The 26,536-nt window shown below is 74.1% G+C and carries 21 protein-coding genes and 1 pseudogene; 6 read left to right on the top strand and 16 right to left on the bottom strand.

Features of this window, described 5'->3' with window-relative positions; all coding sequences use genetic code 11:
• Positions 1-119: 119 nt before the first annotated feature.
• The 5 genes and pseudogenes from ACWCPW_RS17025 to ACWCPW_RS17005 form a co-directional block, all read right to left on the bottom strand.
• Positions 120-3,155: a bpX6 domain-containing protein gene (locus ACWCPW_RS17025; RefSeq protein ID WP_449762333.1), complete on the bottom strand. Its 3,036-nt coding sequence runs from the start codon at positions 3,153-3,155 to the stop codon at positions 120-122.
• A complete protein-coding gene (locus ACWCPW_RS17020; RefSeq protein ID WP_449762332.1) occupies positions 3,152-4,813 on the bottom strand; it encodes a hypothetical protein in 1,662 nt (553 codons plus the stop codon). Before ACWCPW_RS17020 ends, ACWCPW_RS17025 begins: the two co-directional genes overlap by 4 nt.
• On the bottom strand, positions 4,810-5,331 hold the full coding sequence (locus tag ACWCPW_RS17015) for a bpX5 domain-containing protein (protein WP_449762378.1): 522 nt from the start codon (positions 5,329-5,331) through the stop codon (positions 4,810-4,812). The genes ACWCPW_RS17020 and ACWCPW_RS17015 overlap by 4 nt, the downstream gene beginning before the upstream one ends.
• Before the next feature lie 44 nt (positions 5,332-5,375).
• Positions 5,376-5,753, bottom strand: coding sequence for a hypothetical protein (locus ACWCPW_RS17010; protein WP_449762377.1), 378 nt, complete (start codon positions 5,751-5,753; stop codon positions 5,376-5,378).
• Between the two features lie 229 nt (positions 5,754-5,982).
• Positions 5,983-6,417, bottom strand: a pseudogene (locus ACWCPW_RS17005) (AAA family ATPase); the annotation flags it as partial.
• Between the two features lie 478 nt (positions 6,418-6,895).
• On the opposite strand from ACWCPW_RS17005, the gene ACWCPW_RS17000 reads away from it, so the two are divergent.
• Positions 6,896-7,057 carry a hypothetical protein gene (locus ACWCPW_RS17000; RefSeq protein WP_449762331.1) on the top strand — a complete coding sequence of 54 codons (162 nt, stop codon included), beginning with the start codon at positions 6,896-6,898 and terminating at the stop codon, positions 7,055-7,057.
• 76 nt (positions 7,058-7,133) lie between these two features.
• On the opposite strand, the gene ACWCPW_RS16995 is transcribed toward ACWCPW_RS17000, so the two are convergent.
• The 7 genes from ACWCPW_RS16995 to ACWCPW_RS16965 all read right to left on the bottom strand — a co-directional run bounded on the left by ACWCPW_RS16995 (position 7,134) and on the right by ACWCPW_RS16965 (position 15,908).
• Positions 7,134-8,102, bottom strand: a complete 969-nt coding sequence (locus ACWCPW_RS16995) for a hypothetical protein (RefSeq protein WP_449762330.1) — start codon at positions 8,100-8,102, stop codon at positions 7,134-7,136.
• A gap of 11 nt (positions 8,103-8,113) precedes the next feature.
• A complete protein-coding gene (locus ACWCPW_RS16990; protein WP_449762329.1) occupies positions 8,114-8,644 on the bottom strand; it encodes a SigE family RNA polymerase sigma factor in 531 nt (176 codons plus the stop codon).
• 221 nt (positions 8,645-8,865) lie between these two features.
• Positions 8,866-10,104, bottom strand: coding sequence for a cytochrome P450 (locus ACWCPW_RS16985; protein WP_449762328.1), 1,239 nt, complete (start codon positions 10,102-10,104; stop codon positions 8,866-8,868).
• A gap of 136 nt (positions 10,105-10,240) precedes the next feature.
• On the bottom strand, positions 10,241-11,206 hold the full coding sequence (locus ACWCPW_RS16980) for a haloalkane dehalogenase (RefSeq protein WP_449762327.1): 966 nt from the start codon (positions 11,204-11,206) through the stop codon (positions 10,241-10,243).
• A gap of 121 nt (positions 11,207-11,327) precedes the next feature.
• Positions 11,328-11,927, bottom strand: a complete 600-nt coding sequence (locus tag ACWCPW_RS16975) for a TetR family transcriptional regulator C-terminal domain-containing protein (RefSeq protein WP_449762326.1) — start codon at positions 11,925-11,927, stop codon at positions 11,328-11,330.
• 1,686 nt (positions 11,928-13,613) lie between these two features.
• Positions 13,614-14,699: a LuxR C-terminal-related transcriptional regulator gene (locus ACWCPW_RS16970; RefSeq protein WP_449762325.1), complete on the bottom strand. Its 1,086-nt coding sequence runs from the start codon at positions 14,697-14,699 to the stop codon at positions 13,614-13,616.
• A gap of 201 nt (positions 14,700-14,900) precedes the next feature.
• Positions 14,901-15,908, bottom strand: a complete 1,008-nt coding sequence (locus tag ACWCPW_RS16965; RefSeq protein WP_449762324.1) for a quinone oxidoreductase family protein — start codon at positions 15,906-15,908, stop codon at positions 14,901-14,903.
• A gap of 183 nt (positions 15,909-16,091) precedes the next feature.
• Between ACWCPW_RS16965 and ACWCPW_RS16960 the strand changes: the two genes are divergently transcribed.
• Entirely contained in the window at positions 16,092-17,492 is a 1,401-nt protein-coding gene (locus ACWCPW_RS16960) for an MFS transporter (RefSeq protein ID WP_449762323.1), read from the top strand.
• A 186-nt stretch (positions 17,493-17,678) separates the two neighbouring features.
• Here the strand turns inward: ACWCPW_RS16960 and ACWCPW_RS16955 are convergent, their stop codons facing one another.
• Both ACWCPW_RS16955 and ACWCPW_RS16950 read right to left on the bottom strand, forming a co-directional pair.
• The gene (locus ACWCPW_RS16955) at positions 17,679-18,236 is read right to left on the bottom strand and encodes a CAP family protein (RefSeq protein WP_449762322.1); all 558 of its coding nucleotides are present in this window, start codon (positions 18,234-18,236) and stop codon (positions 17,679-17,681) included.
• Between the two features lie 237 nt (positions 18,237-18,473).
• Positions 18,474-19,721 (bottom strand): ROK family protein, encoded by a 1,248-nt coding sequence (locus ACWCPW_RS16950; protein ID WP_449762321.1) that lies wholly within the window; start codon positions 19,719-19,721, stop codon positions 18,474-18,476.
• A 282-nt stretch (positions 19,722-20,003) separates the two neighbouring features.
• Between ACWCPW_RS16950 and ACWCPW_RS16945 the strand changes: the two genes are divergently transcribed.
• Positions 20,004-21,596 carry a carboxylesterase/lipase family protein gene (locus ACWCPW_RS16945; RefSeq protein WP_449762320.1) on the top strand — a complete coding sequence of 531 codons (1,593 nt, stop codon included), beginning with the start codon at positions 20,004-20,006 and terminating at the stop codon, positions 21,594-21,596.
• Between the two features lie 175 nt (positions 21,597-21,771).
• Here ACWCPW_RS16945 and ACWCPW_RS16940 read toward each other — a convergent pair whose 3' ends face one another.
• Together ACWCPW_RS16940 and ACWCPW_RS16935 are read right to left on the bottom strand one after the other, a co-directional pair.
• Positions 21,772-22,548 (bottom strand): SDR family oxidoreductase, encoded by a 777-nt coding sequence (locus ACWCPW_RS16940; protein ID WP_449762319.1) that lies wholly within the window; start codon positions 22,546-22,548, stop codon positions 21,772-21,774.
• A gap of 317 nt (positions 22,549-22,865) precedes the next feature.
• Positions 22,866-23,195: an STAS domain-containing protein gene (locus ACWCPW_RS16935; RefSeq protein ID WP_449762318.1), complete on the bottom strand. Its 330-nt coding sequence runs from the start codon at positions 23,193-23,195 to the stop codon at positions 22,866-22,868.
• Between the two features lie 362 nt (positions 23,196-23,557).
• Here ACWCPW_RS16935 and ACWCPW_RS16930 point away from each other — a divergent pair, with 362 nt between their 5' ends.
• The 3 genes from ACWCPW_RS16930 to ACWCPW_RS16920 all read left to right on the top strand — a co-directional run bounded on the left by ACWCPW_RS16930 (position 23,558) and on the right by ACWCPW_RS16920 (position 26,430).
• A complete protein-coding gene (locus ACWCPW_RS16930; RefSeq protein ID WP_449762317.1) occupies positions 23,558-25,063 on the top strand; it encodes an MFS transporter in 1,506 nt (501 codons plus the stop codon).
• Positions 25,060-25,575, top strand: a complete 516-nt coding sequence (locus tag ACWCPW_RS16925; protein WP_449762316.1) for a MarR family winged helix-turn-helix transcriptional regulator — start codon at positions 25,060-25,062, stop codon at positions 25,573-25,575. The genes ACWCPW_RS16930 and ACWCPW_RS16925 overlap by 4 nt, the downstream gene beginning before the upstream one ends.
• A 246-nt stretch (positions 25,576-25,821) precedes the next feature.
• Positions 25,822-26,430 carry an isochorismatase family protein gene (locus ACWCPW_RS16920; protein ID WP_449762315.1) on the top strand — a complete coding sequence of 203 codons (609 nt, stop codon included), beginning with the start codon at positions 25,822-25,824 and terminating at the stop codon, positions 26,428-26,430.
• Positions 26,431-26,536: the final 106 nt, after the last annotated feature.

Below are 26,536 nucleotides of genomic sequence, written 5' to 3'. Positions count from 1 at the left end.
CTAACAAGGACGAGTCACATTGAAGCACTGCCGGGATCCGCCGCCAAGGGGACCGAGGGCATCACCTGAAAACTGATGTGCCGTCATCAGGGTTGGTCACAAAGCGACCTGATGACCGATCAGGTTCGAAAGACGGTGCGCACCGAAGGGCCGTCCGACACCACGATCCGGCCCGAGCGGTCCCAGGCGGTGATCCGGCCCGCGTGTTCCCGAAAGCCGATGGTGTCGGGGGCGGCACCGGGGAAGGCTATGTTCGCGACGGCGTCGGTGTCCGTGCCCGGGTACACCGACGCCGAGCCCTCGCTCGGCACGAGCAGGTGGGCGTCCCCGGAGACGAGGACGGCCTCGAAGAGGGTGGGCACGACGACACCGGTACCGGTGACCAGAGAAGGTGGCATCGTGCCCTCCAGGGTGGACCGTTCCCGCAGGATCCATCCCGGCATGTCCCAGCGCCACTTGGCGAGTTCCGTCATCCGTTCGGTGCCCTCCCGGGTCTTGGCCAGGGCCGCGCACGAGGTCGCGGTCCGGGTCACGCCGAGGAACGACGCGGGTGCGGCGTCCTCACGCCGGACCACGCGTGGTCGCGGGGTGGTCGTGTCGAGCACTGTGATCACCCCCTGATCCAACGTCACCAGGTGTGCGCCGTCGAACGAGTCGGGGAACTCCCGTGCCGACAACGTGGCCCAGTGGCGGATCCGGCGGGTGAGCACCTCCAGCCGGTGGATGTCGCGGGACGCGCCGCGTTCGGCGACCAACAACGCGACGGCGCCGTGATCGGCGAGGACGATCCCGTGCGCCGGCACGTCCCAGCGAACCCGCTCGCGGCCGTCGGGGCCGAACAGGCGGGTACCGGCCGCGCCGCAGGCGACCAGGACGGTACCGTCGGGCAGGGCGGCGGCACTTCGGATCGGCACCCGCCCCGGGAGGTCGCCGGCGGTCACCGCGACCGGGCGGTCCCGCCGCACGCGCCCGGGTTCCTCGGGCGGACGCAGATCGACCGCGGCGAGCGGATCGGCGCGGACGCGGAGCGCGTCGAATCGACGGCGTACGCTCCCGGGCGGCGAGGCGATCACCCCGGCGGGCCGTCCCGACGCGCGGGCGAGGGCCCGGGCGGCCAGGGTGGCCAGTTCGCGATCCCAGGCGGGGTCGGCGGCCGACAACTCGGCCAGTGCGGACGTGAAGGTGTCCAGCGCGGTGCGGTCGGCGCGGACCGCGAGCGAGCCGGTTTCGGTTCCGGTTCCGGCTGCCGGCTCGGTGGCCGCGGTCCGGTCGCCGGGCTCGACCCCGCTGTCGCGCGCTTCGGTCCCGCCCACGTCCACGCCCACGTCCGCGTCCGCGTCCGCGTCCGCGTCCAGGAACGCCACCACCGCGGGCCTGGCCTGCTCGATCGGCGCTTCCGTGGCAAGGTACGCCAGCAGCCGTGCTCCGATCTTGCCGCCCTGTGCGATGCCGGCCGTCACGTCGGCGGCCACCGCCGGGCGCAGGTCGCGGTCGGGCCAGGCGGCCTCGACCGCGCCCAGATGGTCGCCGATCGCCTGGCAGGCCGCGACCCACTCGGCACGCAACGCGGCGGCCGTCCGCGGGTCGGTCGGCGTCAGCCGCCCGATCGCGGTCGCGAACGCGCCGTGCAGCCGCGCGAGCCGCACCGCCCGCTCCCGCTCGCCGGCGCGCCACCACAGCCCCACCACCAGGTCCGGTGCCGCCATGCGGTTCTCGGCCAGTTCGGCGGCCGCACGGAAGCGACCGTGGCGGGTGTACAGGGCCACCGCCGCGTCCGGTGAGCCGAGCAGGTCCGCGAGCGCGAACGCGGACTCGTCGATCCGGTCGTCCCGTTCGAGTCGTTCGGCCGCGTCCGTGTACAACACGCGCAGGCGCGCGAACATCGCCGGTGCGATCCGCAGCGCGGCGCCCGCCGGGCCGACCCGGCCGGCCGGCCCCAGGTCGCCGGTTCGCGGCCTCGGTACCCCGAGCGCCGGCGGAACGCGCTGCCCGTCGGCCGATGCCTCGGACAGCGCGATGGCGTTCCGCAGCGCCTGTTCGTAGCGACCGCGCTCGAACTGCCGAGCAAGGTCGCGCAGGTAGCGCTCCTGCCGGTCGACGACCAAGCGGGCCAAGGGGCTTCGCATCAGCTGCTCGGCCAGACGCGCACCGAGTGCGCCCAGGAGTCGTGCGAGCGGACGGCGGGGGCCGGTCCCGTCCCGGGACCCGCCGACGGGGGGCGCCTCCACTCCCCCGGTGCCTCGGCCGGTCCCCGCGTACCGGCCCACAGGGGCACCGCGAGAGCTTCGACGCCACAGCAGTACGGCCGACACCAGGACGGCACCGAGCAGCGCGATCGGGGCTCGGCCGTCGGCCACCGTGCCGAGCGCGGCGACGGCGCCACCGACGACCAGGGCAACGACCCCGACCGAGGCGACGATCCCGAGGAAGGCGAACGGTTCGCGCCCCGCGTGCGGCAGCGACCGCGCGGAGCCTGACCCGAACCTCGCGAAGGCTCGCCCGAACCCTGCCGAACCGCGCCCGCCGACACGGGGGTTCGCCAACTCGGCCGCGACCCGTTCCGCCCGCTCGTCGCGCCGGCCCACCCCCGCCCGCGCCCGCAGGTCCGGAGTGGTTTCCGGAGCCGGCTCGATCGGGACCTCGGGGCGGGCCTCGACCGCGTCGAGCGCGGGCAACCACCGGATCGGCAGCCCGTCGACGCGCAGCCACGACGCGGGAGTCAGGACCGGCAACCCGGCCAGGGCGACGGTGACCCGCCGCCCGCCGAAACGCCGCACCAGATGTCCCCGGTCACCGGGTCCTGACTGCAAGCCCGGTTCCACCAGGGCCTGATCGAGCAGGCACAGCGGCGTGCCGGGTGCGTGCTCGGCCCGCACGACACGCTCCGCGCCGAGCCGCAACAGCCAGCGCCCGTCCGGCAGCGCGTACAGCCGAGCACCGGGGTCCCACAGGGCCAACACCCGGGCGGCGGCCTCGTCCCGCCCCAGGACCGGCACGTCCAGAAGGAATCCGGCGGCCCGCACCGAACCGCGATACCCGGTCGCGCCGCGGCCCGGCGACCCGTCGGGGGTCCCGTCCGGCGTCCCGTCCGGCGGCCCGTCGGGGGTCGCGCACGGCGACCCGTCCGGCGTCTCGTCTCGCGTCGCGCCCGTCATACCGCCGCCAAGGTCGCCAGGACCCGACCGGTCACCGGGTGGCCGACCGTGATCCGCCCGGTCCGGTCCCGCATGGCGATCAGCGGCAGCGTCGGATGTACCGTCAACGGGTCCGTCGCGCCGGACCAGGCGCCCAGCACCCGATCGCCGTCCGAGGTGTGCGCGCGCACCAGCTCATCGTCCGCCGACGTGCTCACGAGCGCGGCCCTGCCGTCCTCGACGACCAGACCGATGGGTCGCACCCCGAGCGGAACGTGCAACACCTGCTCCGGGGCGTCCGGCGCGGTGTGGATCCGCCACCTGGTCGGATCCTCGGCGCACCACCCGAACGCGCCGCCGCCCAGCAGGTGATCGGTGACGTCCACCGCGGTGATCGGCCCGGCGCGGCCGGTGAATCGCAGATGCCGGGTGCCGGTCGGCGCGGTCATCAGCGGTTCGTCCCGGAACGAACCGACAGCCGGCGCGATCGAGACCTGCTCGATCCGGACCGGCGACTCCCCCGCGCGCAACCGCCACCACGCACCACCGATCCGCCAGAGCACCGCGCCCGGTACGTGTAGGACCGGCCGGATCGGATCGTCACCGGTCATCGCGCCCGGGTCCGGGTCCAACCCCTCGATGGGCCCACCGATGTCCTCCGCCTCCCACCACGGCCGCCCGATCACGTGTACGGCGAACTCCCCCCGGGAGAGTGTCACCACGATCAGTCGGCGGCCCCACCAGGACGCGGCGTGGACGGCGCCGCGGAAGCCGTGCCGGGTCGGTCGGCCCAACGGTCGCCCGTCGGTGGGGATGTACACCGAGAGCAGCTCGCCCGGTCCCTCGCCGCGCATCAGCAGGTATCGCGACCCCCCGGTGAACGCGGGCAGTCGCACCGGACCCACCGAGGGCCGCGGTGGGGTCGACTCGATCGCGGCGAACTCGCGTCCGCGCAAGGCCCGGACCGCGATCTCGGGTGCGGGCAGGGGGAGTTCCACGGCCGCGCCGGCGATCGACACCAGGACGCGCGACGCGCCCGCGGCCGTCCATCCGGCCTCGCGCGCGGTGATCACCCGACGTCCCGTGGTGGTGGTACCCAGGATCCACACCTCGTCGGCGGCGTCCGCCTCGGCCACGCGCTCCGCGACCTGCCCGGGTGTGGGTGGCCGGCCCGGGCGGATGCTCAGCCAGGAGCGCAACATCCGACGCAGATCACCGGTGAGCCGGGTGCCCGGATCCGTGCCGAGCACTTCGACCACCAGGTCCATGTCGCGCGCCTGGGCCTTCGCGGCCAGCACGATCAGGCAGGCGAGTTGCACCAGACGCGGCGCACCGGCCTGGAGCGGTCCGGCGTCGATCAGCACCACCACCCGACCGGTCGGTCGCGGGTCGACGAAACCCGGTTCCAGGTAGAGCAGTTCGCCGGACGCGGCGTGGCGCAGGAACTCCGTCCCGCACTCCTGGGCCCACAACCACTCGGATGCGAGCAGCCGCTCCGGATGTCCGCGTCGGCTGATCCCGCCATGGCCCGCGAACTCCCCGGCCGGAGCGGCGCCGGGTTCGGCCGCCGACAACATCGTGTCCAGTCGTCGAATCATCGGCCCCAACGCGGTGCCGAGTTCGGGGGTGAGTGCGCGCAACGGACCGGCCCAGGGCGCGAGCGCGTCCGGCAGCCTCACCTGCCGCCGCCGGCCGCCAGGGTCGCCGGCGCGTCCCGATCCGCCGCGCCGGCGGGCATGGGCGCCACGAGAACTCCGTCCGGCAACAGGACCACGAGGTCGCGGGAGCCCAGCGCGAGACGCCACAACTCGGCCGAGGGCGCGGGCCGCATCGTGGTGGGCGTCAGGGCCTCCCCGTCCCACCCGAGATAGCGCAGCCCGTCCGGCCGGGGCAGGTCCTCGCCCACGACGACCAGCCAGTCCCGATCTCCGACGGCACGCAGGACGTCCCCGCGCTCCAACCGCTCGACGACCCGCAGCGCGAGACTCGGCACGGCCGAACCCCGGGCCAGGACGGCGGCGACCGGAAGCGGCGGTTCCCGGGGATGCCACGCGGGCGCGGCGGGGCCGGCCGCGAACGGCTCGTCGAACGGCTCGTCGCGTGGACCGGAGGCGGTCGCAGGCGCGGGCCCGGCCGGGTCCCGGGGGCCGATCCCCTCCGCAGGGCCGGCCGGGTTCATCCGCCCTGGTGCCCGCACGGGCCCACCCTCCGGGTGCCTTGCCGGCTCGGCGGCGTCCGTCATCACGACCCCACAGCCGCGACCAACCGCTTGCGGATCGAGGCCAGTTCCGCGCCGAGGTCGGGTGTCGCGAAACCGGCGTCGATCTCGCGCAGCACCGCGTCCAGCCGCAACCTCCGGTCCTTGTCGGCCGGTTCCGTCCCATATCGGTCCAGCAGGGCCCGGCCGGTGGCCACGAGGCGCAGTGCCCGGGCGGCGCTGCCCCGCGAGTACTCCTCGGCGGCATGGAACAGGCCCCGGTTGGCCGCGTCGCCGATCAGGTCGGCCAACACCTCGCGCGCCGCCGTCTGCGCGGCCGGGTCCGGCGCGATCAGCGGCAGCGTCCACAGATCGCCGGCCTCCGCGACCACGCGCCCGTCCAAGACGGCGGCCGAGGCCACCAGCTCGTTGCGAGCGCACCGCCCGCCGGTCGGTGATCGGTACGCCCGCCGCCCGCATGCGCCGGATCGCCGTGGCCAACACCGGTCGGACCGCACCGAGTTCGCAGGCGAGCGCCGTCGCCGCAAGGCGGTCGAGCCCGGCCCACGCGTGCGGGGCCGGCACGTCGGGCCGAGCGGCGCGGGTGTCGCCCTCCTCCAGCAGTTCCTCCAAGCGCGCGTCCGCGACCGGTTCGACGAACACCCGGGCCAGGAACCTGTCCGCGAAAGCGGCCGGCGCGGGATCCTCCGGAACGTGGTTCGCGGCGCCGACGCACACCCGCAGGGGCGTCGCCCGCACGGTTGCGCCGCGCCGGGAGACGCGTTCGTTGAGCAGCCCGAGCAGCGTGTTCAGGATCGCGGTGGAGCCGAGGAACACCTCGTCCAGGAAGGCGATCTCCGCCTCCGGCAACATGCCGGCCGTCTCGATCTCGACGACGCCCTCACGCAGTCGGCGCAGGTCGACCGGGCCGAAGATCTCGTTCGGCTCGGTGAATCGGCCCAACAGGTACTCGAAGCAGCGCCCGCCGAGCTGCTCCGCGATCCGGCGCACCGCCGACGACTTCGCCGTCCCGGGTGGACCGACCACCAGCAGGTGTTCACCCGCGACCGCGCACAGCGTCACCACCTCGGCGACCACCTCGCGATCGACCAGACCCACCCGCGCGGCGGCCAACGCCGCCCGCACCGCGAGCGCGTCCTCCCCCCCTGCGTCGACTCCGAGACGATCATCCGCGAAGTCTATGCATCAAGCCTCGCGCGCACATTCGCGTTTCCGAAGCGCCGCGTCGGAGCCGGCCAAGCCGCGCCCAAGCCGCGTCGGAGCCGCCGATGCGCGGCATCGAAAGCGCCGCATCGCCCGTCCCGACGGGTCGGAAGCCGGCCCGAGCCGGTGCGGCCTTCACCCCGTCGCCGGGTCGGACTCCGGGCAGGGCGCGAGTCGATGCGAGCGCCCCGACAACCCGTTGGACCCGATGTCGGCCGGTATGCGGCGACGCGCCCGTACCGTTGCGGCGAGGTCTCGAATCGGACGGGTAACCGGTTGATTACGGACTGATTCGGATCCGATGGCAGCCAACCGCGCCGTCGCGTGGCAGCATCGTGGCATGGACGAGCATCCGCAGCCCGAAGACGAGCCCGAGTGGCTCGACCACGACGACTTCGAGCGGCTCTTGGCCGAGGTTCTCCCGGACCCCAAGCCACAGTTGCCACCGCTCGCCGACAAGCGGGTCTACGAGCGCGCCGGCCGAGGCGACACCGGCAGTTGAGCGACCCGGTCGGCCCGAGGCCGCGCAGGCGCCCGAGACCCGGGCGTCCGACGTCGGCCCGGCCGGCCGGCGCGGTTCATCGGCGGAACCAGGCCGAGTCTTTTACCGCGCGGGAGAGTTCGGCCTGATCCAGGGGCGGCGCCGCCAGCGGCGGGCCGTAGGTCGTGCCACCGACGATGCCGGCGGTGACGCGGATCTCGATGCTCCGGCCGTCCGCGCGGGTCACGCTCGCGCCGAAGCCACCGGTCGACCGGTGTCCGGCCCCGGGTTCCTGCTGGTTCGGCGGCGAGGTCCAGGTCTTGAGCAGCGAACCGTCGGACAACGTGTCGTTCACACACTCCGTGTTCGGCGCGACCACGCCCAGGTCCGCGCACCAGTCGTGCGCCCACTCGTCCGCGATCGTCGGGGGCCGCTGATCCGCGTTCACCTTCGGGTCGTACACGGTGACGTCCAGCCAGCCGGTGCGGCCGTCCCGGCTGACCAGGTAGCGCCCGGACAGCGGATTGGGCGTGTAGAGCGGCGTGTTGGTGAACGCCTCCTTGCGCACCGCGCCCACCTCCGGCCGCAGGAACGTCGCGACGAGGGCCTCCGCACCGGGTGTGCCCGGCCCCCCGCCGAAGGTCGCCTCGGCGTCCGACGACGCGGTGGTCGGCGGCCGAGTCGACTGGGGCAGGCTCGTCGCCGGGAGCGGAGTGCCGTCCGTCCCGACCGGGGACGGGCTCAGGGACGCCTCGCGCGAGTCGAGCGGCCCCGGCGACCCGTCGGCGGGATCGGATCCGTTCCGGAGCGGAGTGCGGTGCGCCGAGGCGGATGCGCCCGCGTTCGTGGCCATGCCCCGCGGGCCGGCCGAATCCGCCGGCGGGGGCAGCAGGGTGCCGCCGCCGATCACGGCGACGACAGCGGCGCCGGTCCCGACCGAGGCCAGCACGCGCCGGCGCCGACGCCGGATCCGGGCCGCCTCGCGAAAGACCTCGTCCACCCCGGCAGCCCCGGGGAGGCTCGGTGGGCCCAGGCCGCGGACCGCCTCCTCCAGCAGTCCCCTCATATCGCGCTCCCTCACAGCCGTGCCTCCTCCGGTAGCGCCGCGCGAATGCCGGTCGCGGGCAGTGCGTCGCCGAGGGCGACCCGCAACGTGCTCAGCCCGCGCGCGCTCTGACTCTTCACCGTGCCGGCACTGACCCCGAGGATCCGGGCGGTCTCGTCGACGCTCAGGTCCTCCCAGAAACGCAGCACCAGCACCGCGCGTTGGCGCGGGGACACCGCGGCCAGCGCGGCGCGCACCGCCAGTCCCAACTCCGTGTCGGGGCCGCCGACCGCGGCCTGATCGGGCAGCACGTCGTGCGGATGCTCGCGGCGCCAACGCCGGCGGCGCGAGGAGATGAACACGCTCATCAGCGTGCGCCGGGTGTACGCCTCGATGTTGTCGATCCGGTCCAGGCGTCGACCCGCGAGCACGACCTTCACCAGCGTCGACTGCACGAGGTCCTCGGCCTCGTGCGCGTCACCGCACAGCAGGTACGCGCTGCGCAGCAGCGGCCCGCGCCGCGCGGCGATGAACTCCCGGAGCGGTTCGTCCGCAGGTGCCAACTCCCACCCCTCTCACCCGCACGGCTCGCACCGAACGGCCCTCGTCTACGAAGAGACTCGGCACCGCTCGGGGGTTGCACGCCCGGGTGAGATTTCCGGAGGGCGCGCCACCGGGGGGCTGGGGCGGCGGGCGGTGTCGGCGGGCCTTACGCGTCCGCACCGGGGGGCGGCGTCGACGGGCGGCGTCGGCGGGCGGCGTCGACGGGCGGCGTCGACGGGCCTTACGCGTCCGCCGGTGAATCACCCAGGGTGATCGGGAGTTCACCGTAGCCGCGCAGCAGGAGGCGATCGTGCCGGGTCGCGCCCGGCGCCCGGGTCAGGGCCGGGAACCGGTCGAGCAGGCGCTCGAAGGCCACCTCGGCCTCCAGCCGGGCGAGCATCGCGCCGACGCAATAGTGGATGCCCGCCCCGAAGCTCAGCGGCCCGTTCTCGACCCGCCACGGATCGAACCGCTGCGGTTCGTGATAGCGCGCGGGATCGCGGTTGGCCGCGCCGATCAGCACGAGCACCTCGCCGTGGCGCGGCAGCGCCCGGCCGCCGACCGCCAGGCCGTCCGTGAGCGCGATCCGCGAGGTGAGCTGGATCGGCGAGTCGTGGCGCAGCACCTCCTCGACGAAGGAGGCCATCGGCAGCGCGCGTCGGGCCAGCGCGGTGCGTACCCCCGGGTGCGCGTCCAGCAGCGCGAGGCCGTTGCCGAGCAGGTTGGTGGTGGTCTCGAATCCGGCCACCAGCAACAGCACCAGGTTGGCGATCAGTTCGGCGTCGGTGATCGCCTGCTCCGGGTCCTCGTCGCGCAGCCGCACCAGCGCGCCGATCAGGTCCTCGCGCGGCACGGCCCGGCGCTCGGCGACCAGGTCCTCGAAGTATCCGGCGAGTTCGTGCGCGGCCCGGTCCGCCGCACTCAGGTCGAGTTCACCGGACATGAACTCCAGCGCCTCGGTGAGATCATGGGCCGGGCCCCGGAGGCGGAAGCGGTCCGCCTCCGGGACGCCGAGCAGTTCGCAGATCACCCCGACCGGCAGCGCGAAGGCGAACCGGTCCATGAAGTCGACGGGCGCGCCGTCCCGCCCCGCGTCGGCCATCCCGGCCAGGAGTCGGTCCACGGCGCTCTCGACGGCCGGTCGCAGCGCGGCGATTCGGCGCGCGGTGAACACGGCCGCGATCGGCTTGCGCAACCTGGTGTGCACGGGCGGGTTGCTCTGCAGGATCGAGCGGCCGAGCAGTCCCCAGGACGGCGGTTCCTCGGTCCCGCCGAACACGGCCGCGGTCAGTTCGCGGTCGAGTACGCCGAAGTCCCGGTCGCGCAGCACCCGATCGGCCTCGGCGTGGCCGGTCACCACGACGAACGTGTCGCTCACCCACAGCACGGGGCCGAGCCGGTGGGCCTGTTCGTACAGCGGGTAGGGGTCCGCCCGGGTGTCCGGTGCGGTGAGTTGAGCCACGATTGCGGATGCGTCCACGAGCAGGCCTCTCGTCCCCGTCGCCGGCCGGCCCCGAGTCCGGGGCCGGCCGCCTGTCATCGGGTCAACCGTGCGGAACGGGCCCGGAGTTCCCGTCCCGCACGGGCGAATCACGCGGCGTGCCGAGGGGCACTGCTCAGGCGGTCGATCGGTCCGCCTCCACGCCCAGGACGAACTCCCGTATCGCCGCGCCGATCTCGTGCGGCGAGTCCTCTTGGACGTAGTGGCTGCCGGCGACCGTGACCTCGCGCTGATGGGGCCAGCTTCGGGCGAACTCCAGGGCACGGCCGACCAGGATGGCCCCGGGTTCGGCGGAGATCAGCAACTTGGGGATCGGGCTGTGCGCGAGCCACCTCCCGTATTCCTCCACCGTGTTCGCGACATCGGCGGGGGTTCCGTCGATGGGCAGTTCGCGGGGGAAGACCAGGGTGGGCACGCGGGACTCGCGGGTGCGGAACGGCGCACGGTAGGCATCCATCTCGGCCTCGTCGAGCGTGCGCAGGATGCTCTTGGGCAAGACCGTCTCGATGAAGAAGTTCTGGTCCAGGACGAGTTGTTCGCCTTGGTCCGAACGCATCGCGCGGAACAGGGTGTCCCGCCCCGGCGGGAAGTCCGACCACAGCCGGGGCTGCACGATCGCCTCCATATAGGCGATGGCACGCACCCGGTCGGCGTGCCGGCGGGCCCAGTCGAAGCCGAGCGCGGAGCCCCAGTCGTGCAGCACGAGGGTGACCGGGCCGGCGGGCAGTACGGCGTCGAACCAGGCGTCGAGTCGGCGGCCGTGGTCGGCGTATCGATAGGCGCCGTCGGGTGCGGCGTCCGAGGCGCCCATGCCGATCAGGTCGGGTGCCAGGCAGCGTCGTCGGTCGGCGAGGTGCGGGATCACATTGCGCCAGAGGTAGGACGAGGTCGGGTTGCCGTGCAGGAAGACCACGGGGCCGGGGCCGGTGTTCGGGTCGTCGTCGGCCTTGCCGGTGTCGGCGCTCGGGCCGGTGTCGACGTAGGACATGTAGGCGTCGAGTACCCGGATCCGGCGGCGCGGGTGCGGGTCGCGCGCGGCGATCGCGGGGAGGGTGGTCGACTCGACGTGGGAATGGGACATGGCTGACTCCGATTCCGCTCGGTGGGGCCGAGCGCGCCATGGGTGGGTGGTGGGTAGTGGTGGGTGATGTGGGCCGGGTCCGGACGGGGGCGGGGCCGGGCCGTCGGGCGCGGCGTACCCGTCAGCCCGCGGCGGGGGCGGAGGCGAGCACGGTGGCGAATGTGACGGCCTTGAAGCGCTCCAACGGCGCGGGGTCGCGCTCGACCTTCATCCGCAACATCGCGCCGTGCCAGGACGCGAGCAGGTAGTCGGCCAGGTCGAGCGGCGGCAGCCCGGTACGGATCTCGCCGGCCGCTTCGGCCTCGGCGAGGCACCGCGCGAACGGCTCGCGCCATTCGGCGAAGATTGCCACCAGGCGCTCGCGGATCACCTCGCTGTGCTCGGTCGAATCCACGCTGGTGTTCCCGATCAGGCACCCGTCCCGCCACTCGCGGCCGGCCAACCTCTCGGTGACGACGTCGAAGTACGCGCGCAACCGCTCGATCGGCGGCCGACTCCCGTCCTCCAGCGTCGCCGCCACGATCGTCCGCACGTCCGCGAAGTAGCGATCCAGCACGGCCAGGCCGAACGCCTCCTTGGAGGCGAAGTGGTTGGAGAACGACCCCAGCGGCACGCCCGCACCACCGGTGATGTCCCGCACACTCGCCCCGACCAGCCCCAACCGACGCACGGTCTCGGTCCCCGCGTCCAGAATCTGTTCCTTCTTCGATGCCCTCGCCATGACTCCAATATGGACGACCATATTGCTCCTGTCAACGCCTTCCGACCCACACGCCCCACAACACTCGCCGCGGCCGGGGTGGGCGGCACGGGCGGCCCCGGTGGGCTGGGCGAAATGGGCGGCCCGCGCGGGTAGACGGCACGGACGGCAGGGGCGGTGCCGGTGGGGTGGGCGGAATGGGCCGTGCGGGCGGGGTGGGCGGCGGCAGTTGGCGGAGCGGGGCAGCAGGTGGGCGTGCGGTGCAAGCCACGCAGACGGTCGGGGTGGGCAGGCGGGGTCGGCGGTGAGCACTGCGGAGCAGCACGGGGCGGGGCGGGCGACACGGGCGGTGCCCAATCGGTGGGCGGGTGGCACCGCCGACACAAACGGGCGGTACGGACGGCCGGCACCGTTGCCTGGGCGACTTGGGTGGTCGGCGCGCGGCGTGACGGCACATGGCGCGGGTGGTCGGCGCATCGGCGGGCGCGGGCGAGCGGCGGGCGCACGCGAGCGGCGGGCGCAGGCAGCGTGCCGGGCGGGAGCGGACACGCACCGAGCGGCGAGCGGCAGGCTCGACGTGGGCGGTCGGCACAGACGCACGGGCAACGCGGACAGTTGACCCGGCCACACGGGCAGCGTGCCCGGTCGGTGCCGTGGCACGGGCGGCGCGGGCGGGCGGCGCGGGGGAGCTGGAGACGCTCGGGGTGGTAGGGATTGGCGCGCCCGGGTGGGTGGTCGGCGCGCGGCGCGGCGGCACATGGCGCGGGTGGTCGGCGCATCGACGGGCGCACGCGAGCGGCGGGCGCAGGCAGCGTGCCGGGCGGGAGCGGACACGCACCGAGCGGCGAGCGGCAGGCTCGACGTGGGCGGTCGGCACAGACGCACGGGCAACGCGGACAGTTGACCCGGCCACACGGGCAGCGTGCCCGGTCGGCGCACTGGGATGAGTGGTCGACGCGGCGACACAAGAGGTGTGGCGGACGGCGGGCTCGGTATCGGCGGTTGGCACGGGCGGCGTGGGCGGCACAGACGGCGTGGGCGGGCGGCGGGCTCGGTATCGGTTGGCACAGCGGCATGGGCGGCGCGGGCGGCGCGGGGGATGTGGACACCCTCGGGGTGGTGGCGGTTGGCGCACTCGGTGTCGGTGGTTGACGCGCGCGGCGCGACGACACTTGGCGCGGGTGGTCGGTGCATCGGCGGGCGGCGCGCTGGGGTCAGTGGTCGGCGCCGCGGCATGGGCGGCGTAGGCGAATGGCGGGCTCAGCGGCGCGGGCGGGTGGCGTGCTGGAGTGGGAGTGGACCCGCACCGAGCAGGGGTGGCAGGCTCGGCGTGGGCGGGCGGCGCGGTGGCACGCGACGCGGGTGGCACGCGGCGCGGGCCGGCGGCGGGCTTCGGGGCGGTTGGTGTGCGCGCTCGTGGGTAACTCGCACGTTCGCGGGTGATTCGGTCTCGGTCCGGGCGTGCCCGGGATCTCCAGCCGGTGGGTCGTGGCGCACAAGGCGGGGCTGCCGAGCGCGGAGGGCGCGGCTGACGCGGCGTTACCACTCGGGCGCCTCGGCGAAGGTGGTGTCGGTGGCGGGCCTGGTGGTGGGGATGCCGCGCCGCGCGGATCCGCGACGGTGGCGGGTCCGCGACGGTGGCGGGTCCGCGACGGTGGCGGATCCGCGGCGGTGGCCGCGGGCGGAGCAGCCGTGGTCGCGATGTGGTCAACTCGCGGTTCGTACCCGGGAGACCCGGGCTGCGGCGGCTGGGGCCACGTGTTCGGTGAAGAGTTTGGCGACCAGCTCGCCGCGGCTGGCGACGCCGACCTTGGCCAGGACGGACTTGATGTGGTCGCGCACCGTGTGCTTGGAGATGTGCAGTCGGCGGGCTATCTCGTCGGTGGCCAGGCCGCCCGCCACCAGGCGGGTGATCTCGGCCTCGCGCCCGGTCAGTTCGTACGCCTCGACGATGATCGCGGCCACTTCGGAGGCCGGGGCCGCCTCGATCATCACCACCGTGAAGGGGTCGTCGCCGCTCAGCCGGGACGCGTGGCACACCAGCCAGCGGCCGGCCCGGGTCCGCACCCGCACCCGACCGGTCCCGGCCGCCGCCAGCGTGGCGATCCACATCGGCATCGTGGTGTCCGGGGCCTCGCCGGCCACACTCGCGATTCGCTCGCGGGCCTGCTCGTTGGCCGAAATCAGGCGTCCGGCGCGGTCGAAGAGCAGTACGCCGGTCGCCTCGTCGGCGCCGGCCACTGCCTCGACGGTGACCTCACCCGGTCGCAGGAAGCCGCGCAGCCGCCCGGCGAGCGGCGCCGACAGGCCCGCGACCAATTCGGTGTCGGCGGCGGTGAAGGCCGGCCGATCCCGGTCCCGGAACAGGCTCACGCTGCCCCACGGCCGACCGGCCGTCCGCAGCACCGCACGCAGTTCGTCGCCGAACCGGCGCGGGCGCAGGTACGCGTCGTAGAGCGGACTGGCCTCGGGCCGATCACCCGTGCTCTCGCGCAGCGCCGCCGCCGGAACCCGGGCGTCCACGAGGGTACGGAACGCGTTGATCGTGTCCGGGTCGGCCTCGCTGGTCCAAAACGCCGCGCAGCCACCCGCGTCGATGTTCTCCACCCGGATCGGCGCGGCGATCAGCCCGGTGAGCGGATCGGTCGCGCGCCACACGGCGGCGTCGAACGGAACCAGGCGCCGCAGCCGCACCGACGCGGTCGCGAACAGCGTGAGCGCGTCGGGCGCCTCGGCGGCGCGGGCGAGCAGTTCGTCCCGCTTCCAGCCGTCGGTGTCGGGTCGGCGGGTCATCGGCGGTTCCGTTCACTGTCGGGTACATCGGGCGGAGGCGGCGAAGGCCCGGGGAGGGGTACGAAGGCCAACGCCGCCATCGGGTCGGTAGGTCGGTGCGCGCCTGTGCGCTGCGGGTCCGGCGGGTCGATGGGTCGGTAGGTCGGTGCGCGCCTGTGCGCTGCGGGTCCGGCGGGTCGGTAGGTCGGCACGCCGGCGGGGTCACCCCTTGGCGAAGGCGTCAACCCCGGGAATCAGCAGAAGCTTCCCCGTCGTTCGGCGGCTCTCCAGGTCCTCGTGCGCGCGGCGCGCCTGCGCCAACGGGTAGCGGCCGCCCACGTGCGGCCGCAGCGCGCCGGACAGCGTGCGCTCGAACACGTCGCGTGCCCGGGCGAGCAGTTCCGCGCGGTCGCGGAGGTAGTCGGCGATGCCGGGCCGGGTCAGGTACAACGAGCCCGCGCCGAGCAGGCGGCCGGTGTCGAAGTCCCGTACCGGCCCGCTGGCCCCGCCGAGCAGCACCATGGTGCCGCGGGTACGCAGGCTCGCCAGGCCGCCGTCGAAGGTCGCCGCGCCGACTCCGTCGTACACCACGTCCGCGCCCCGCCCGTCGGTGGCCTCGCGGACCCGCTCGGCGAACCCGTCGTAACCGAACACGAGATCGGCACCGGCCGCGCGCGCCCGGGCGTGCTTGGCCGGGTCGGACACCGTCGCGATCACCCGCGCGCCCCGGGCGACCGCGTACTGGGTGAGCAGTCCGCCCAGGCCGCCCGCCGCCGCGTGCACCACGACGGTCTCGCCCTGGCGCACCCGGTGGGTGTCGTGGGTGAGGTAGTGCGCGGTCATCCCGTGCATCAACACCGAGGCGGCCGATTCGGCGTCCAGCCCGTCCGGGATCGGCACCACACGATCCGCGGAGACGACGACGCGCTGCGCGTAGCCGCCGTACGCGGTGGTCACCGAGCCGTCCATGGCCCAGGCCACCCGGTCGCCGACGGCGACGCCGGTCACGTCGGGACCGAGTTCGGCGACCGTGCCGGCGCCCTCGACGCCGGGGACGAACGGCGTGGGTACGGCGAACACGCCGCGGCGCTGGCTGATGTCGATGAAGTTGACCCCGCTCGCGGCCACGTTCACCAGCACCTGCCCGGGGCCGGGACGCGGTTCGGGGTGGGTGTGGACGGCGGTCAGTACCTCGGGGCCACCGTATTCGGTGGCGATGACGGCTTGCATGGCGCGTACTCCTCGGCCGGGTCGATGCGGACGTCGTCGATCCTGCGCGTCCCGGCCGCGCGCGCCCATCCCCCAGGTGAGGGATGTGCGGTGGCTGGGCGCGGGCGGAGAGTGGCCCGGGTCGATGCCCGGGGCTCGATGGTCGAGTACACCCCGGCGGCAGCGCGGACGAGGAGCACGGTCGTGACGACGAAGCAGGCGACGCCGCACGGGAGTCCCGGGGACGCGGGGCCGGTGCCGGTGCCGGTGCCGGTCCGGACGGCAGCGGAGCCCGGTGCGATTCGCGGGGAGGGGATTCGGCTCGGACTGCTGGGCGGACCCTCGGTGTTCGGGGTCACCTCGGCCGGGGTCGCGCTGCCGGACGTGGGTCGCGCGCTGGACGCCGGGCCGACGACCGTCGGCTGGGTGCTCACCGCGCACGCGCTCGCGCTCGGCATGGGGACGGCCGTGTTCGGCCGGCTCGCGGACGCGCGCGGCGTGCGGTTCTCGCTGTCGGCGGGCGGCGCGCTGCTCGGGCTGGGCATGGCGGTGTGCCTGGGCGCGCCGAACCTCGGTGTCCTGGTCGCCGGTCGGGTCCTGGCGGCGGCCGGTTCGGGGGCGATGGTCTCCGCGGCGCTGGCGCTCGCGGTGGCCGCCGATCCGGCCCGGCGGGCCCGGATCCTGGGCGGCTTCGGCGGCACGATGGCGGTCTTCGGGGCCGGCGCCACCCTGATCGGTGGCGTGGTGACCGAGTGGATCGGCTGGCGGGCCACGCTCGTACTGCCCGCGCTGTCCCTGCCGGTGATCGCCCTGTGCCTGCCGCTGATCCGCCGCGCCGGAACCGGTTCGCGCCGTGCGGTGGACGCGGTGGGTGCCGGGCTGGTCGCGGTCACGGCCACCGCATCGCTGGTGCTGATCCAGTCCCCCACGCTGTCCCTGGGCACGCCGGCGGTGTCGGCCCTGGGCGCCGGCGCGGCGCTCGCCCTGGGCACGCTGACCTGGTGGACCCGGCGCCGACCGCACGGTTTCGTGCCGCGCGCGCTGATCGGCGACCGCACGATCGTGCTCACGGCGGTGATGGGGATCGGCGTGTTCGGCGCGCTGTTCTCGGTGATGTACGCGGCGCCGCAACTGCTGGTCCGGGAGTACGGGTGGAGCGTGCTCCAGGTCGGCGCGGCGCTGCTGCCCGGCGGCCTGATCGGCTTCGTGCTCGCCCGTCGGGCGGTGGGATCACACGGGCGCGGGTTGTTCGCGGCGACCACGGCGGCGGCCTCGGCGGGCCTGCTCGCGGTGGGCCTGAGCTCGGGCGCGGCGGTGATCGTGGTGGCCGCGTCGCTGTGCATCGTGGCCTTCGCGGTGAGCCAGGTCGTCACCACCGGGCGGGTCGCCACCCTGGTGGACCCCGCCGTGCGCGGCGGCGCGGTCGGACTGCTCAACCAGGTCTACTTCGTCGGCGGCGGGATGGGCGCGGCGGCGGTCGGCGCGCTGTCCGAGACGATGCACCCGGCGCGGGCCCTGGCCCTCGTCGCCCTGCTGCCACCACTCGCGGCGAGCGCGGCGCTGTGGCCGACGGGGAAGACCGGGCGCGCGGCCTCGGGAGGATGACGCATGCCCCGGCAACGACCAACCCGAAGGGGTTGTTTCGCCACAACCGGGATTCGGGCCACGACGAACACTCGGTCCACCGCGACGGATTCGGGCCCCGAGCCCAGCTCGGACCACCGATCGGCCTTGACCGGCCGACGGGCCGACGGGCCGACGGGCCGACGGGCGTACCGCCGTTGCCTCGCGTCAGCGGGCCGGTGCCACGTTGCGTGTGAAGGAACCCGTCACATTGCCCGGGGCCTGCCAGTTGACCACGATGTACGTCTCGTACCATTTCGAGCCGCGACCGGCGGAGCGGGCCGCGCCGATCCTGGTGCTGCCCTTCCAGACCAACTGGGTGAAGTTGCCCGTGGCGCCGCTGAATCGGCCCGCCTCGAAGTCGTACGCGGCGACCTCGTCGTACCAGGCCTGCGCCGCCGCTCGGGCCGAGACCGGGCCCGGCGCGGTGCCGCCGCCCCAATAGAGCGTCTCGCCCGTGTCGGGGTCCAGCCCGCGATGTTCCTCCGAGAGTCCCTCGAAGGCCGAGATCTGCGCCGCGCGCTGCTTCGCGTAGGCGTTCAGCTCCGGATCGAACCGCGCGGCCGGCGCGCCGTGCCGACTCCGGTAGGTGTTGATCGCGGTCAACATCTCGTTCAGGTAGGCACCGTCGGTGGCGTCCGGCAGCGCGGGCCGGGCGTGCGCGGGCACGGCCGCGGCCACCACCAACAACGCCGCCGCGACCATGACTCCGAAGCGTTTGCGCACGCGTGCCCCCTCGATCCCGACCGCCGATTGCGACCGCAGGCTCAGCATGGGGTCGGGCACGGGACGGCACGGGCGACTCGAAGTGGGTTCACCCGTCCGGAGCAGGGTGAACGTGCCGGTCGGCGTGGGATCGCAAGCGGATCGGAGGCAGGTCGAAGCGGGTCGGAAGCGGGTCGGAAGCGGGTCGGAAGCGGGCTTCGGTCGCCCCCCGAGGCCCGAGAGCACGCGCGGGCGACGTCAGGTCGTCGGGGTCGTGTCGACCAGCGGCGGGACGTCGGCCGCGTTGGCCAGGGTCGACTCCCGACTGATCCGGAGTGCTCCGCGGAGCGTCGCATCCGGGCCCAACACGCCTGTGACGATGGCGGGTTGCAGGCGTGGCGTGAGCGCGCGGCGGCCGGCCAGTGTGGCGTCGACGCCGGGGGTCAGCCAGGCCTGCCACGTCGCCAGGTAGCCGCCCAGGATCACCTCGCCCGGATCCACGAGTCCCGAGATCGCCAGCACCGCCGCGCCCACCGCGCGGCCCGCGACGGCGAGCGCGTCGACCGCCCGCGCGTCGCCGGCGTGCAGTCGGCGGTCGAGTTCGGCCAGGGCGGCGTCGATCCCGTCCCGTGCGGCGAGGTCGGCGAGCCCGGCGGCGGTGGTCAGCGGCTCGGGCCCGACGTACATCGCCAGGCACCCGCGCGCGCCGCACGGGCAGTCGGGGCCGTCGAACGCGAGCGGGATATGGCCCACTTCGCCGGCCGTGCCGTGCGTACCGGTGTGGATCCGGCCGTCCACCACCAAGCCGCCGCCGACACCGGTGTCGGCCTTGATGTACGCGACGGCGTACGGGAGTTCGCCGCCCTGTTCGGCCCGGGCGTGGTACTCGGCCAGGGCCGCGACGTTCGCGTCGTTGACCACGTCGAGCGGGCAGGCGAGGTCGGGCAGGTGCGCCAGCACCAACGCGCGCAGGTCGGTCCGGGACCAGCCGAAGTCGATCGCGGCGGCAACGGTGTGGCCGGGTCCGGTCACCGGCCCCGCCATCGCGATCACCACCCGGGCGAGATGCACGTCGGGCCGGGCGCGCACCACCGCCTCGGCCCGGCCGATCTCGCGCGCGAGCACGGCGGCCGGCGGTTCGGGATCGCCGAACGGCGCGTGATGCGGCACGGACGTGCGGTGCACCACGGTGCCGGCCAGGTCCGCGGCCATCACCTCGACCCGCTCCAGGGTCACCTGTACCGCGATCGCCACCACCCGCCCCGGCACCAGGCGCAACAACCGGCGCGGCCGACCCCGCCCCCCGGTGGACGCGGAGCCGACCTCGGCCACCAGCCCGCGCCCGATCAGGTCGGCGGCCAGGCCGGTGACCGAGGCGGGCACGAGGCCGGTGGCCGTCGCGACCTCGGTTCGCGCACAGGGGCCGTGCGCGGCGATCTCGCGCGACACGAGGGCGAGATTGTGACGCCGAACCGCGGCGGTGTCGGTGGGGGCGGGGGTGTTCACCCGACCGATTCTGCCCCAGTCGAATCCGGACGCTTCCGGTCGACATCGGGCCGGTCGACATCGGGCCGGTCGACATCGGCATCGGGCGGCACCGAGGCCAAGCGGCACCGAAGCCGGCCGGCACCGTGCCTCGGCGCCACCGCGGCTTCGAGGCCGCATGGACCGACACTAATTAATTCAAGTCTTGTAATATTTACAAGCCGGGGTCGATACTCAGCCATGGACCGCTCGGGACTCGCCCCCGCGTGGGCCGCTCGACCCCTCCGCGCAAAGGATGAACCCGTGTCCAACCAGCCGCTCGTCACCACCACCCTCGGCCCCGTCCGCGGTTCGTGGCAGGGCCGGTCCGCCCGCTTCCTGGGCATTCCGTACGCCAAGCCCCCCGTCGGCGACCTGCGCTTCGCCGCGCCCGAGGCCCCCGAAGCGTGGACCGAGCCGCTGGACGCCACCGCGTACGGCCCCACCGCCCAGCGCCGCAGCTTCGGCGACGGGCCGACGATCATTCCGGAGCCCTCGATCCCCGGTGACGACGTACTCAGCGTCAACGTGTTCACCCCAAACCCGAGCGCGAACCCGAACCCGAACCCGGGCACGGACCCGGGCACGGGCACGGGCACGGGCACGGACCCGAACCCGGGCACGGACACGGGCACGAACCCGGACCGGGACACGGACAGCGACGCGAACGCCGGGCTGCCGGTCCTGGTCTGGATCCACGGCGGTGGCTTCGTCGCCGGTTCCGCCGCCAGCCCCTGGTACGAGGGCAGCGCGTTCAACCGGGACGGCGTCGTCCTGGTCTCGCTCGGCTACCGGCTGGGCATCGAGGGATTCCTGCACCTGGAGGGCGCCCCCGACAACCGCGGCGTCCTGGACTGGATCGCCGCGCTGCGCTGGGTCCGGGACAACATCGCGGCCTTCGGCGGCGACCCGGCCAAGGTCACCATCGCCGGTCAGTCGGCGGGCGGCGGCGCGGTACAGACGCTGATGGTCACCCCGTCCGCGCACGACCTCTTCCGAGCCGCGATCTCGGTCTCCGGCGCCGTGATGGAGCCGCAGAGCCGCGCGGCCGGCCTCGCCGTGTCCGAACTCTTCACCGCCCGCACCGGTCTGCCCGCGACCGCCGCCGCGCTGCGCGAAGTCTCGCACGACGAGATGCAGCGGCTCCAAGACCTGGTCACCGCGCCCGAGGAGGGTTCCCCGGCGCTGCCCGGACTGCTCCTGGCGCCGTTCACCGACGGCGCGTTGGTCCCCGAGGACGTACACGCGGCCTTCCGCGACGGTTCGGCCACACCCGCGCCGCTGATGCTCGGCGCGACCCACCACGAGTTCAACGCCGCCGCCGAGTTCGGCATGCCGGACGCCCCGATCGAGGCCGCCATGGGCATCCTCGGCTCGGTCGGCCTGCCGCCCGAGGGCATCGAGGCCTATCTCGCCCTGCACGAGGGCGCGACCCCCGCCCAGGTGATCGGCCAGGCGCTCACCGACACGCTGTTCCGGGGCGCCGCCGTCTCGATCGCCGAGGCCCGCGCGGGTCAGGAGCGGCCGACCTGGCTGTACACGTTCGAATGGCTGTCCACCGCGCCGATGTTCGGCGGCAAGGCGTTCCACTGCCTCGACCTGCCGTTCGCCTTCGACCTGCTCGCCGCCGAGGGCGCGGAGAACGCGACCGGCCCCGACGCCCCGCAGAAGCTGGCCGACGCGATGCACGGGGCCTGGGTCGCCTTCATCCGCGACCTCGACCCGGGTGCCCAGTGGCCGCGCTACACCCACGAGCACCGCGACACGATGGTGTGGGACACCATCCCGCGCGTCGTCCGCGACCCCCAGGGCGCCGAACGCGAGATCTGGAACACCCGCCGGGCACCCGCCGCCTGAGCCGAGCGACCCGACGGCCGAGCACCGCAGACCCGACGACCCGACGACCCGGGCACCCCTGCCCGACCGGCGGGTCGTCGGCGACCCACCCACTCGATACGTCGAACCCCAGGCCCCGCGCGTCCCGCGCCGGGCCCGGGCCCACGCCCGTTCCCACACCCGCCCGAGAGCGGGCTCACGCCCGGGCGTCGAGCCAGTCCGCGTAGGTCGGGCCGGCGAGCCGGGCGTGCGGGCCGGGCAGCAGGCCGCCGTTCTCGAACAGGTCGCGGTCCGGGTTGGCCGGGTCGCTCACCTCTTCGATCCGTACGTCCCGACCGCGCCGCGCCAACACCAGCTTCGCCATCTCGGCGAGGTTCTCCTCGCGCGGACCGGCGATCTCCGGGAACGGCGCCCCGGCCCGCGCCGCCGTCGGCTCGGGGTCGGTGGCCAGGTCCACCAGGCTCTCCGCGACGGCGCGCGCGGCCACCAGTTGGGTGCGCATCCTCGGCACGAAGCACACGTCGCCCTGGAGCCCCCAGTTCGCCAACTCCTCCACGAATTCGTGGAACTGGGCCGCGCGCAGGATCCGCACCGGGACCGGACCGTCCTGCACCGCCTGCTCGTGGGCCAGCTTGGCCGCGTTGTAGCCCGCGACCGACGCGTCGATGCCGATGATCGAGGCCACCACCATCCGGCGCACGCCCGCCTTGGCACCCGCCTCCTGCAGGTTGCGGGCCGAGGTGGTGAAGAACTCGGTGGCCTCGCGCTGCTCCGGCGACGGCGTGCTGGACACGTCGATGACGCACTCGACACCGGCCAACGCCGCTTCCAGACCGTCACCGCTGATCACGTCCACGCCGACCGACCGGGAGATCGGGACGACCTCGCGGCCCCGCTCGCGAAGGACCTCGACGACGTGCCGCCCGGCCCGCCCGGTCGCTCCGACGACGGCGATCCTCGAACGAGTCTCCATGGTTGTCTCCCTCTGTGAAGTCCGGCTTCCGGCTGCCCCGGTGTGCTCGACACAGCCTTGACGGACCCCGCCGGGAAAGTGTGACGGCCCTTCGGCACACGAATCGGGAAACGCGGATCGGGAAACACGGATCGAGGGCGCCCCGGGGCGATCCCGACGGGTCGGCAAAGGCCCGAGCGTGTCGGGTGATTCGGGTACGGCGGCGGGCTCGCGACCCTCGAAGGCGCACTCTCGGCTCGAAGGCGCACTCTCGGCTCGGCACCGCCGGGTCGGGGTGCGCCGGTCGGGGCAGAGCCCACGACCCCCGGCGCGAGGGGTCAGGCCGCGATCCGTCTCCCGAACAGCCCCTCGGTCTCGGTCAGTACCAACAGCCGTGCCACCACCGGGGTAACGCCGTACAGGACCAGGGTCGTACCGACCCCTCGCGCGCGCAGCCGAGCCCGCAGCAGGGCGTTCAAGCCGGCGCAGTCGCAGAACCGCACCGCGCTCAGGTCCAGCCGAAGAGCACCGGGCCGCTGGTCGAGGCATCGATCGAGGGCGAATGCGAGTTCGGGTACGGCGTCCACGTCGATCTCGCCGATCACGGTGACCACGGCCGACGAGTCGGTCAGGACGGTGGTGACGGTGAAACTCGGGCACGAGTACATCGGAGCCCTTCCTGACACTGCGAGGGCATGCGGACTTGCGGGCGCCGAGGCCCCAAGGCCCCAAGGGCGCGGCCGTGGACGACTGCGCACGGTTGTACACGCGGGCGACGTGGCCCGACGCGCAGGCGTGACCCGCGACCGCCAACCAGCGGAACGCCGTTCGGGGGAACGGGGGTTCCGCTTCCATTCACCTCTCTTGCCGGCGCCCTGTCAACGCCCGCACCCGACGAGTCGACCCAACGGCGGCCCGCTCCCCCGGCCCACGAACCGAGGCGTGGGGGGAACCGGCCATCGGTTGACCACCCGCTCCATTTGGTTGTACAACAGTAATGGTTGTACTGCTATAACGATTGGGGTGGTCCATGTCCTCCGCCGAAAGCACGGCCGGATCCCGGGACGGCGGCGGCGACGGGTCGGCCGGTCGGCGCGGGAAGGTGGTCGTCCTGGTGACCTGTTGCCTGAGCCTGTTCATCGTCGGGCTCGACAACACCATCCTGAACATCGCCCTGCCGGCGATCCGCAGCGACCTGGACGCCTCGGTGTCCCAACTGCAATGGACCATCGACGCCTACACGCTCGTGCTGGCCGCACTGCTCATGCTCGCCGGCTCGACCGCCGATCGCATCGGCCGGCGCCGGGTCTTCCAAACCGGACTCGTGCTGTTCGCCGTGGGCTCGCTCCTGTGCGGCCTGGCCCCCGGTCTCGAGTGGCTGATCGTATTCCGGGTGGTGCAGGCCGTCGGCGGGTCCATGCTCACCCCCGTCGCGATGTCGATCGTCACCAACACCTTCACCGAGCCCCGCGAACGCGCCCGCGCGATCGGCGTGTGGGGCGCGGTGGTCGGAGTGGCGATGGCACTCGGGCCGATCGTGGGCGGCGCCCTGGTCGACTCGGCCGGCTGGCGCTCGGTGTTCTGGATCAACCTGCCCGTCGCACTCGCCGCGATCGTGCTCACCGCGCTGTTCGTCCCCGAGTCCAAGGCGGCGCGCCCCAGGCGCGCCGACCCGGTCAGCCAGGCACTGGTGTTCGCGTTCCTGCTGTCCCTGACCTACGCCATCATCGAAGGTCCCGAGGCGGGCTGGTCCTCACCCCCGATCATCGCGCTGTTCACCCTCGCCGCCGGCTGCGTGGCGGGCCTGCTCCGCTGGGCACCCCGGCGCCCGGAGCCCCTGATCGACCTGCGCTTCTTCCGCAGCGTGCCGTTCGCCGGCGCGACCTTGATCGCGGTGTGCGCGTTCGCGTCGATGTCCGGATTCCTCTTCCTGAACACGCTCTACCTCCAGGACGCGCGCGGCTTCTCGCCCACCGAGGCCGGTCTGCACACGCTGCCGATGGCGTTGGCGACCGTCGTGTGCTCGCCGATCTCCGGGCGGCTGCTCACCCTGGTGGGCCCGCGCCTGCCGCTGATCGCCGCCGGCCTCACGATGGCGGCCGGTGCCGGATTGCTGGTCGGACTCGGCGAGGACACCTCCACCGCTCGATTGCTCACCGCCTACGCCCTATTCGGCAGTGGATTCGGACTGGTGAACGCGCCGATCACGAACACCGCGGTGTCCGGGATGCCGCGCGCCCAGGCAGGCGTCGCCGCCGCGATCGCCTCCACCAGTCGCCAGGTCGGCCAAGCCTTCGGAGTCGCGGTGGTCGGCGCCACGATGGCCTCCGTCCTGGGCGCCCCCGGCGCCCCCGGCCTGGCCGCCGCGACGCACACCGGGTGGTGGATCGTGGTGGGCTGCGGCGTCGCCGTGGCGGGCCTCGGTATGCTCACCACGGGCCGCTGGGCCCGGCGCACGGCCGAGCGCACGGGCGCGGAACTGATGCCCGCGGCCCCGCCCGCCGAGGCACGGGATACGACGGACGTGAGCCGATGAACGCTTCCCCCGCGCGCGACACCGCGAGCGATACCCCCGCCGACACCGCGGCACGGGTCTGGATCGGGATGCGCGCCCTGGTCGTGGAACGCCACGACCGCCGCCGCGAGGTCACCGAGGCCACCGGGCTGAGCTTCGTCCGCGTCAAGGCGCTGCGCCGGGTCGCCGCCGGTCCGCTGTCCATGCGTGAACTGGCCGCGCGGCTGTCCACCGACAAGCCCTACACGACGCTGGTCGTCGACGATCTCGAACGCCGCGGCCTGATCGAGCGCACCGTGCACCCCGACGACCGCCGGCAGCGCATGCTCACCGCGACCCCGGAGGGCCTGCGCCTGGCCCGCATCGCGCGCGGCATTCTGGACGAGCCCCCCAAGTCCCTGCGCGACCTCGCGCCCGCCGACCTGGCCACCCTGGACCGGGTGATCAGCGCTCTCGTCGACACGGACCCCACGCCACCGCACCCCCCATCCGGCGCCGGGCCCGACGGGGCGGGCTCGGCCCCGAACGAGTAGTCCCGCCCCGCCACCCGGCACCGGTCGCCCGGCTGGGGCCTTCCCGCGAACCCGGTGACGCACAGTCCCACCGCGTCGGGGTCGCGTCGCGGGTGCTGCCGGCGGACGCGGGACAGGGCGCGGCCCGCGCCGCATGCGCGACCGATGTCCCGGGGCGGGTCACCCCGACCACCCGGCCGCAGCGCCGCATCGGTCGACAACCCCCGTCGGTTCGGCCGAGCCGGCCACCGGGCAGGATGGGGTGCCATGACGCAGAAGACGGAACCCGTGTCGGCCCTGATCGTCGTCGACGTCCAGAAGGCGTTCGTCACCGGTGCCGGCGCGGTACCGGCGGCGGAGCGGGTGGTGGACCGGGCCGCCGCGCTGGTCGACCGGGCCCGGGCGAGCGGCGCACTGGTGGTGCACCTGCAAAACGACGGGCCGGTCGGGGCGGACGACGAAGTCGGCACACCCGGGTGGGAGTTGAGCCTGCCGGTACGGCCCGGTCCGCGCGAGTTCGTGGTGCGCAAGACCGAGGACGACGGCTTCGACGGCACACCGCTGGAGGACCTGCTGACCCGGGCCGGCGTCACGGACCTGGCCGTATGCGGAGTGATGTCGGAGATGTGCGTCGGCGCCACCGCACGCGCGGCACTGGAACGCGATCACCGGGTGGTGCTGCCCCACGACGCCCACGCCACGTACGACATCCCCGCCGCGCCCGGAATCAGCGAGGCGGTCCCGGCCCACATGGTCTCCCGGGTGGCCGAATGGGCCCTGGGCGACGAGGTCGAAATCATCGCCCACGCCGCCGACGTGACCTTCACCGCCGCGAAGGACGCGACGCACACCGAGAGCCCCGCCCATCCGGCGTAGGGCCGGCCGGAAAGACCCGGTGGTGCCGAACCGGAAACCCGGTGGTGCCGGACCGGCCGGACCCGGTGGTGCCGTACGGAGCACGCACCGCCGGCACCACCGCACA

Source organism: Embleya sp. NPDC001921 (assembly GCF_053594475.1).
The sequence above is the reverse complement of the archived record's forward strand: the minus strand, read 5'-3'. Positions and strand labels throughout refer to the sequence as shown.

What these genes read in the sequence shown, in the direction of transcription:
- ACWCPW_RS17025 (WP_449762333.1), bottom strand. Translation starts at nt 3,155, where the DNA reads ATGACGGGCGCGACGCGAGACGAGACGCCGGACGGGTCGCCGTGCGCG.
- ACWCPW_RS17000 (WP_449762331.1), top strand. Translation starts at nt 6,896, where the DNA reads ATGGACGAGCATCCGCAGCCCGAAGACGAGCCCGAGTGGCTCGACCAC.
- ACWCPW_RS16995 (WP_449762330.1), bottom strand. Translation starts at nt 8,102, where the DNA reads ATGAGGGGACTGCTGGAGGAGGCGGTCCGCGGCCTGGGCCCACCGAGC.
- ACWCPW_RS16980 (WP_449762327.1), bottom strand. Translation starts at nt 11,206, where the DNA reads ATGTCCCATTCCCACGTCGAGTCGACCACCCTCCCCGCGATCGCCGCG.
- ACWCPW_RS16975 (WP_449762326.1), bottom strand. Translation starts at nt 11,927, where the DNA reads ATGGCGAGGGCATCGAAGAAGGAACAGATTCTGGACGCGGGGACCGAG.
- ACWCPW_RS16970 (WP_449762325.1), bottom strand. Translation starts at nt 14,699, where the DNA reads ATGACCCGCCGACCCGACACCGACGGCTGGAAGCGGGACGAACTGCTC.
- ACWCPW_RS16965 (WP_449762324.1), bottom strand. Translation starts at nt 15,908, where the DNA reads ATGCAAGCCGTCATCGCCACCGAATACGGTGGCCCCGAGGTACTGACC.
- ACWCPW_RS16940 (WP_449762319.1), bottom strand. Translation starts at nt 22,548, where the DNA reads ATGGAGACTCGTTCGAGGATCGCCGTCGTCGGAGCGACCGGGCGGGCC.
- ACWCPW_RS16935 (WP_449762318.1), bottom strand. Translation starts at nt 23,195, where the DNA reads ATGTACTCGTGCCCGAGTTTCACCGTCACCACCGTCCTGACCGACTCG.
- ACWCPW_RS16930 (WP_449762317.1), top strand. Translation starts at nt 23,558, where the DNA reads ATGTCCTCCGCCGAAAGCACGGCCGGATCCCGGGACGGCGGCGGCGAC.
- ACWCPW_RS16925 (WP_449762316.1), top strand. Translation starts at nt 25,060, where the DNA reads ATGAACGCTTCCCCCGCGCGCGACACCGCGAGCGATACCCCCGCCGAC.
- ACWCPW_RS16920 (WP_449762315.1), top strand. Translation starts at nt 25,822, where the DNA reads ATGACGCAGAAGACGGAACCCGTGTCGGCCCTGATCGTCGTCGACGTC.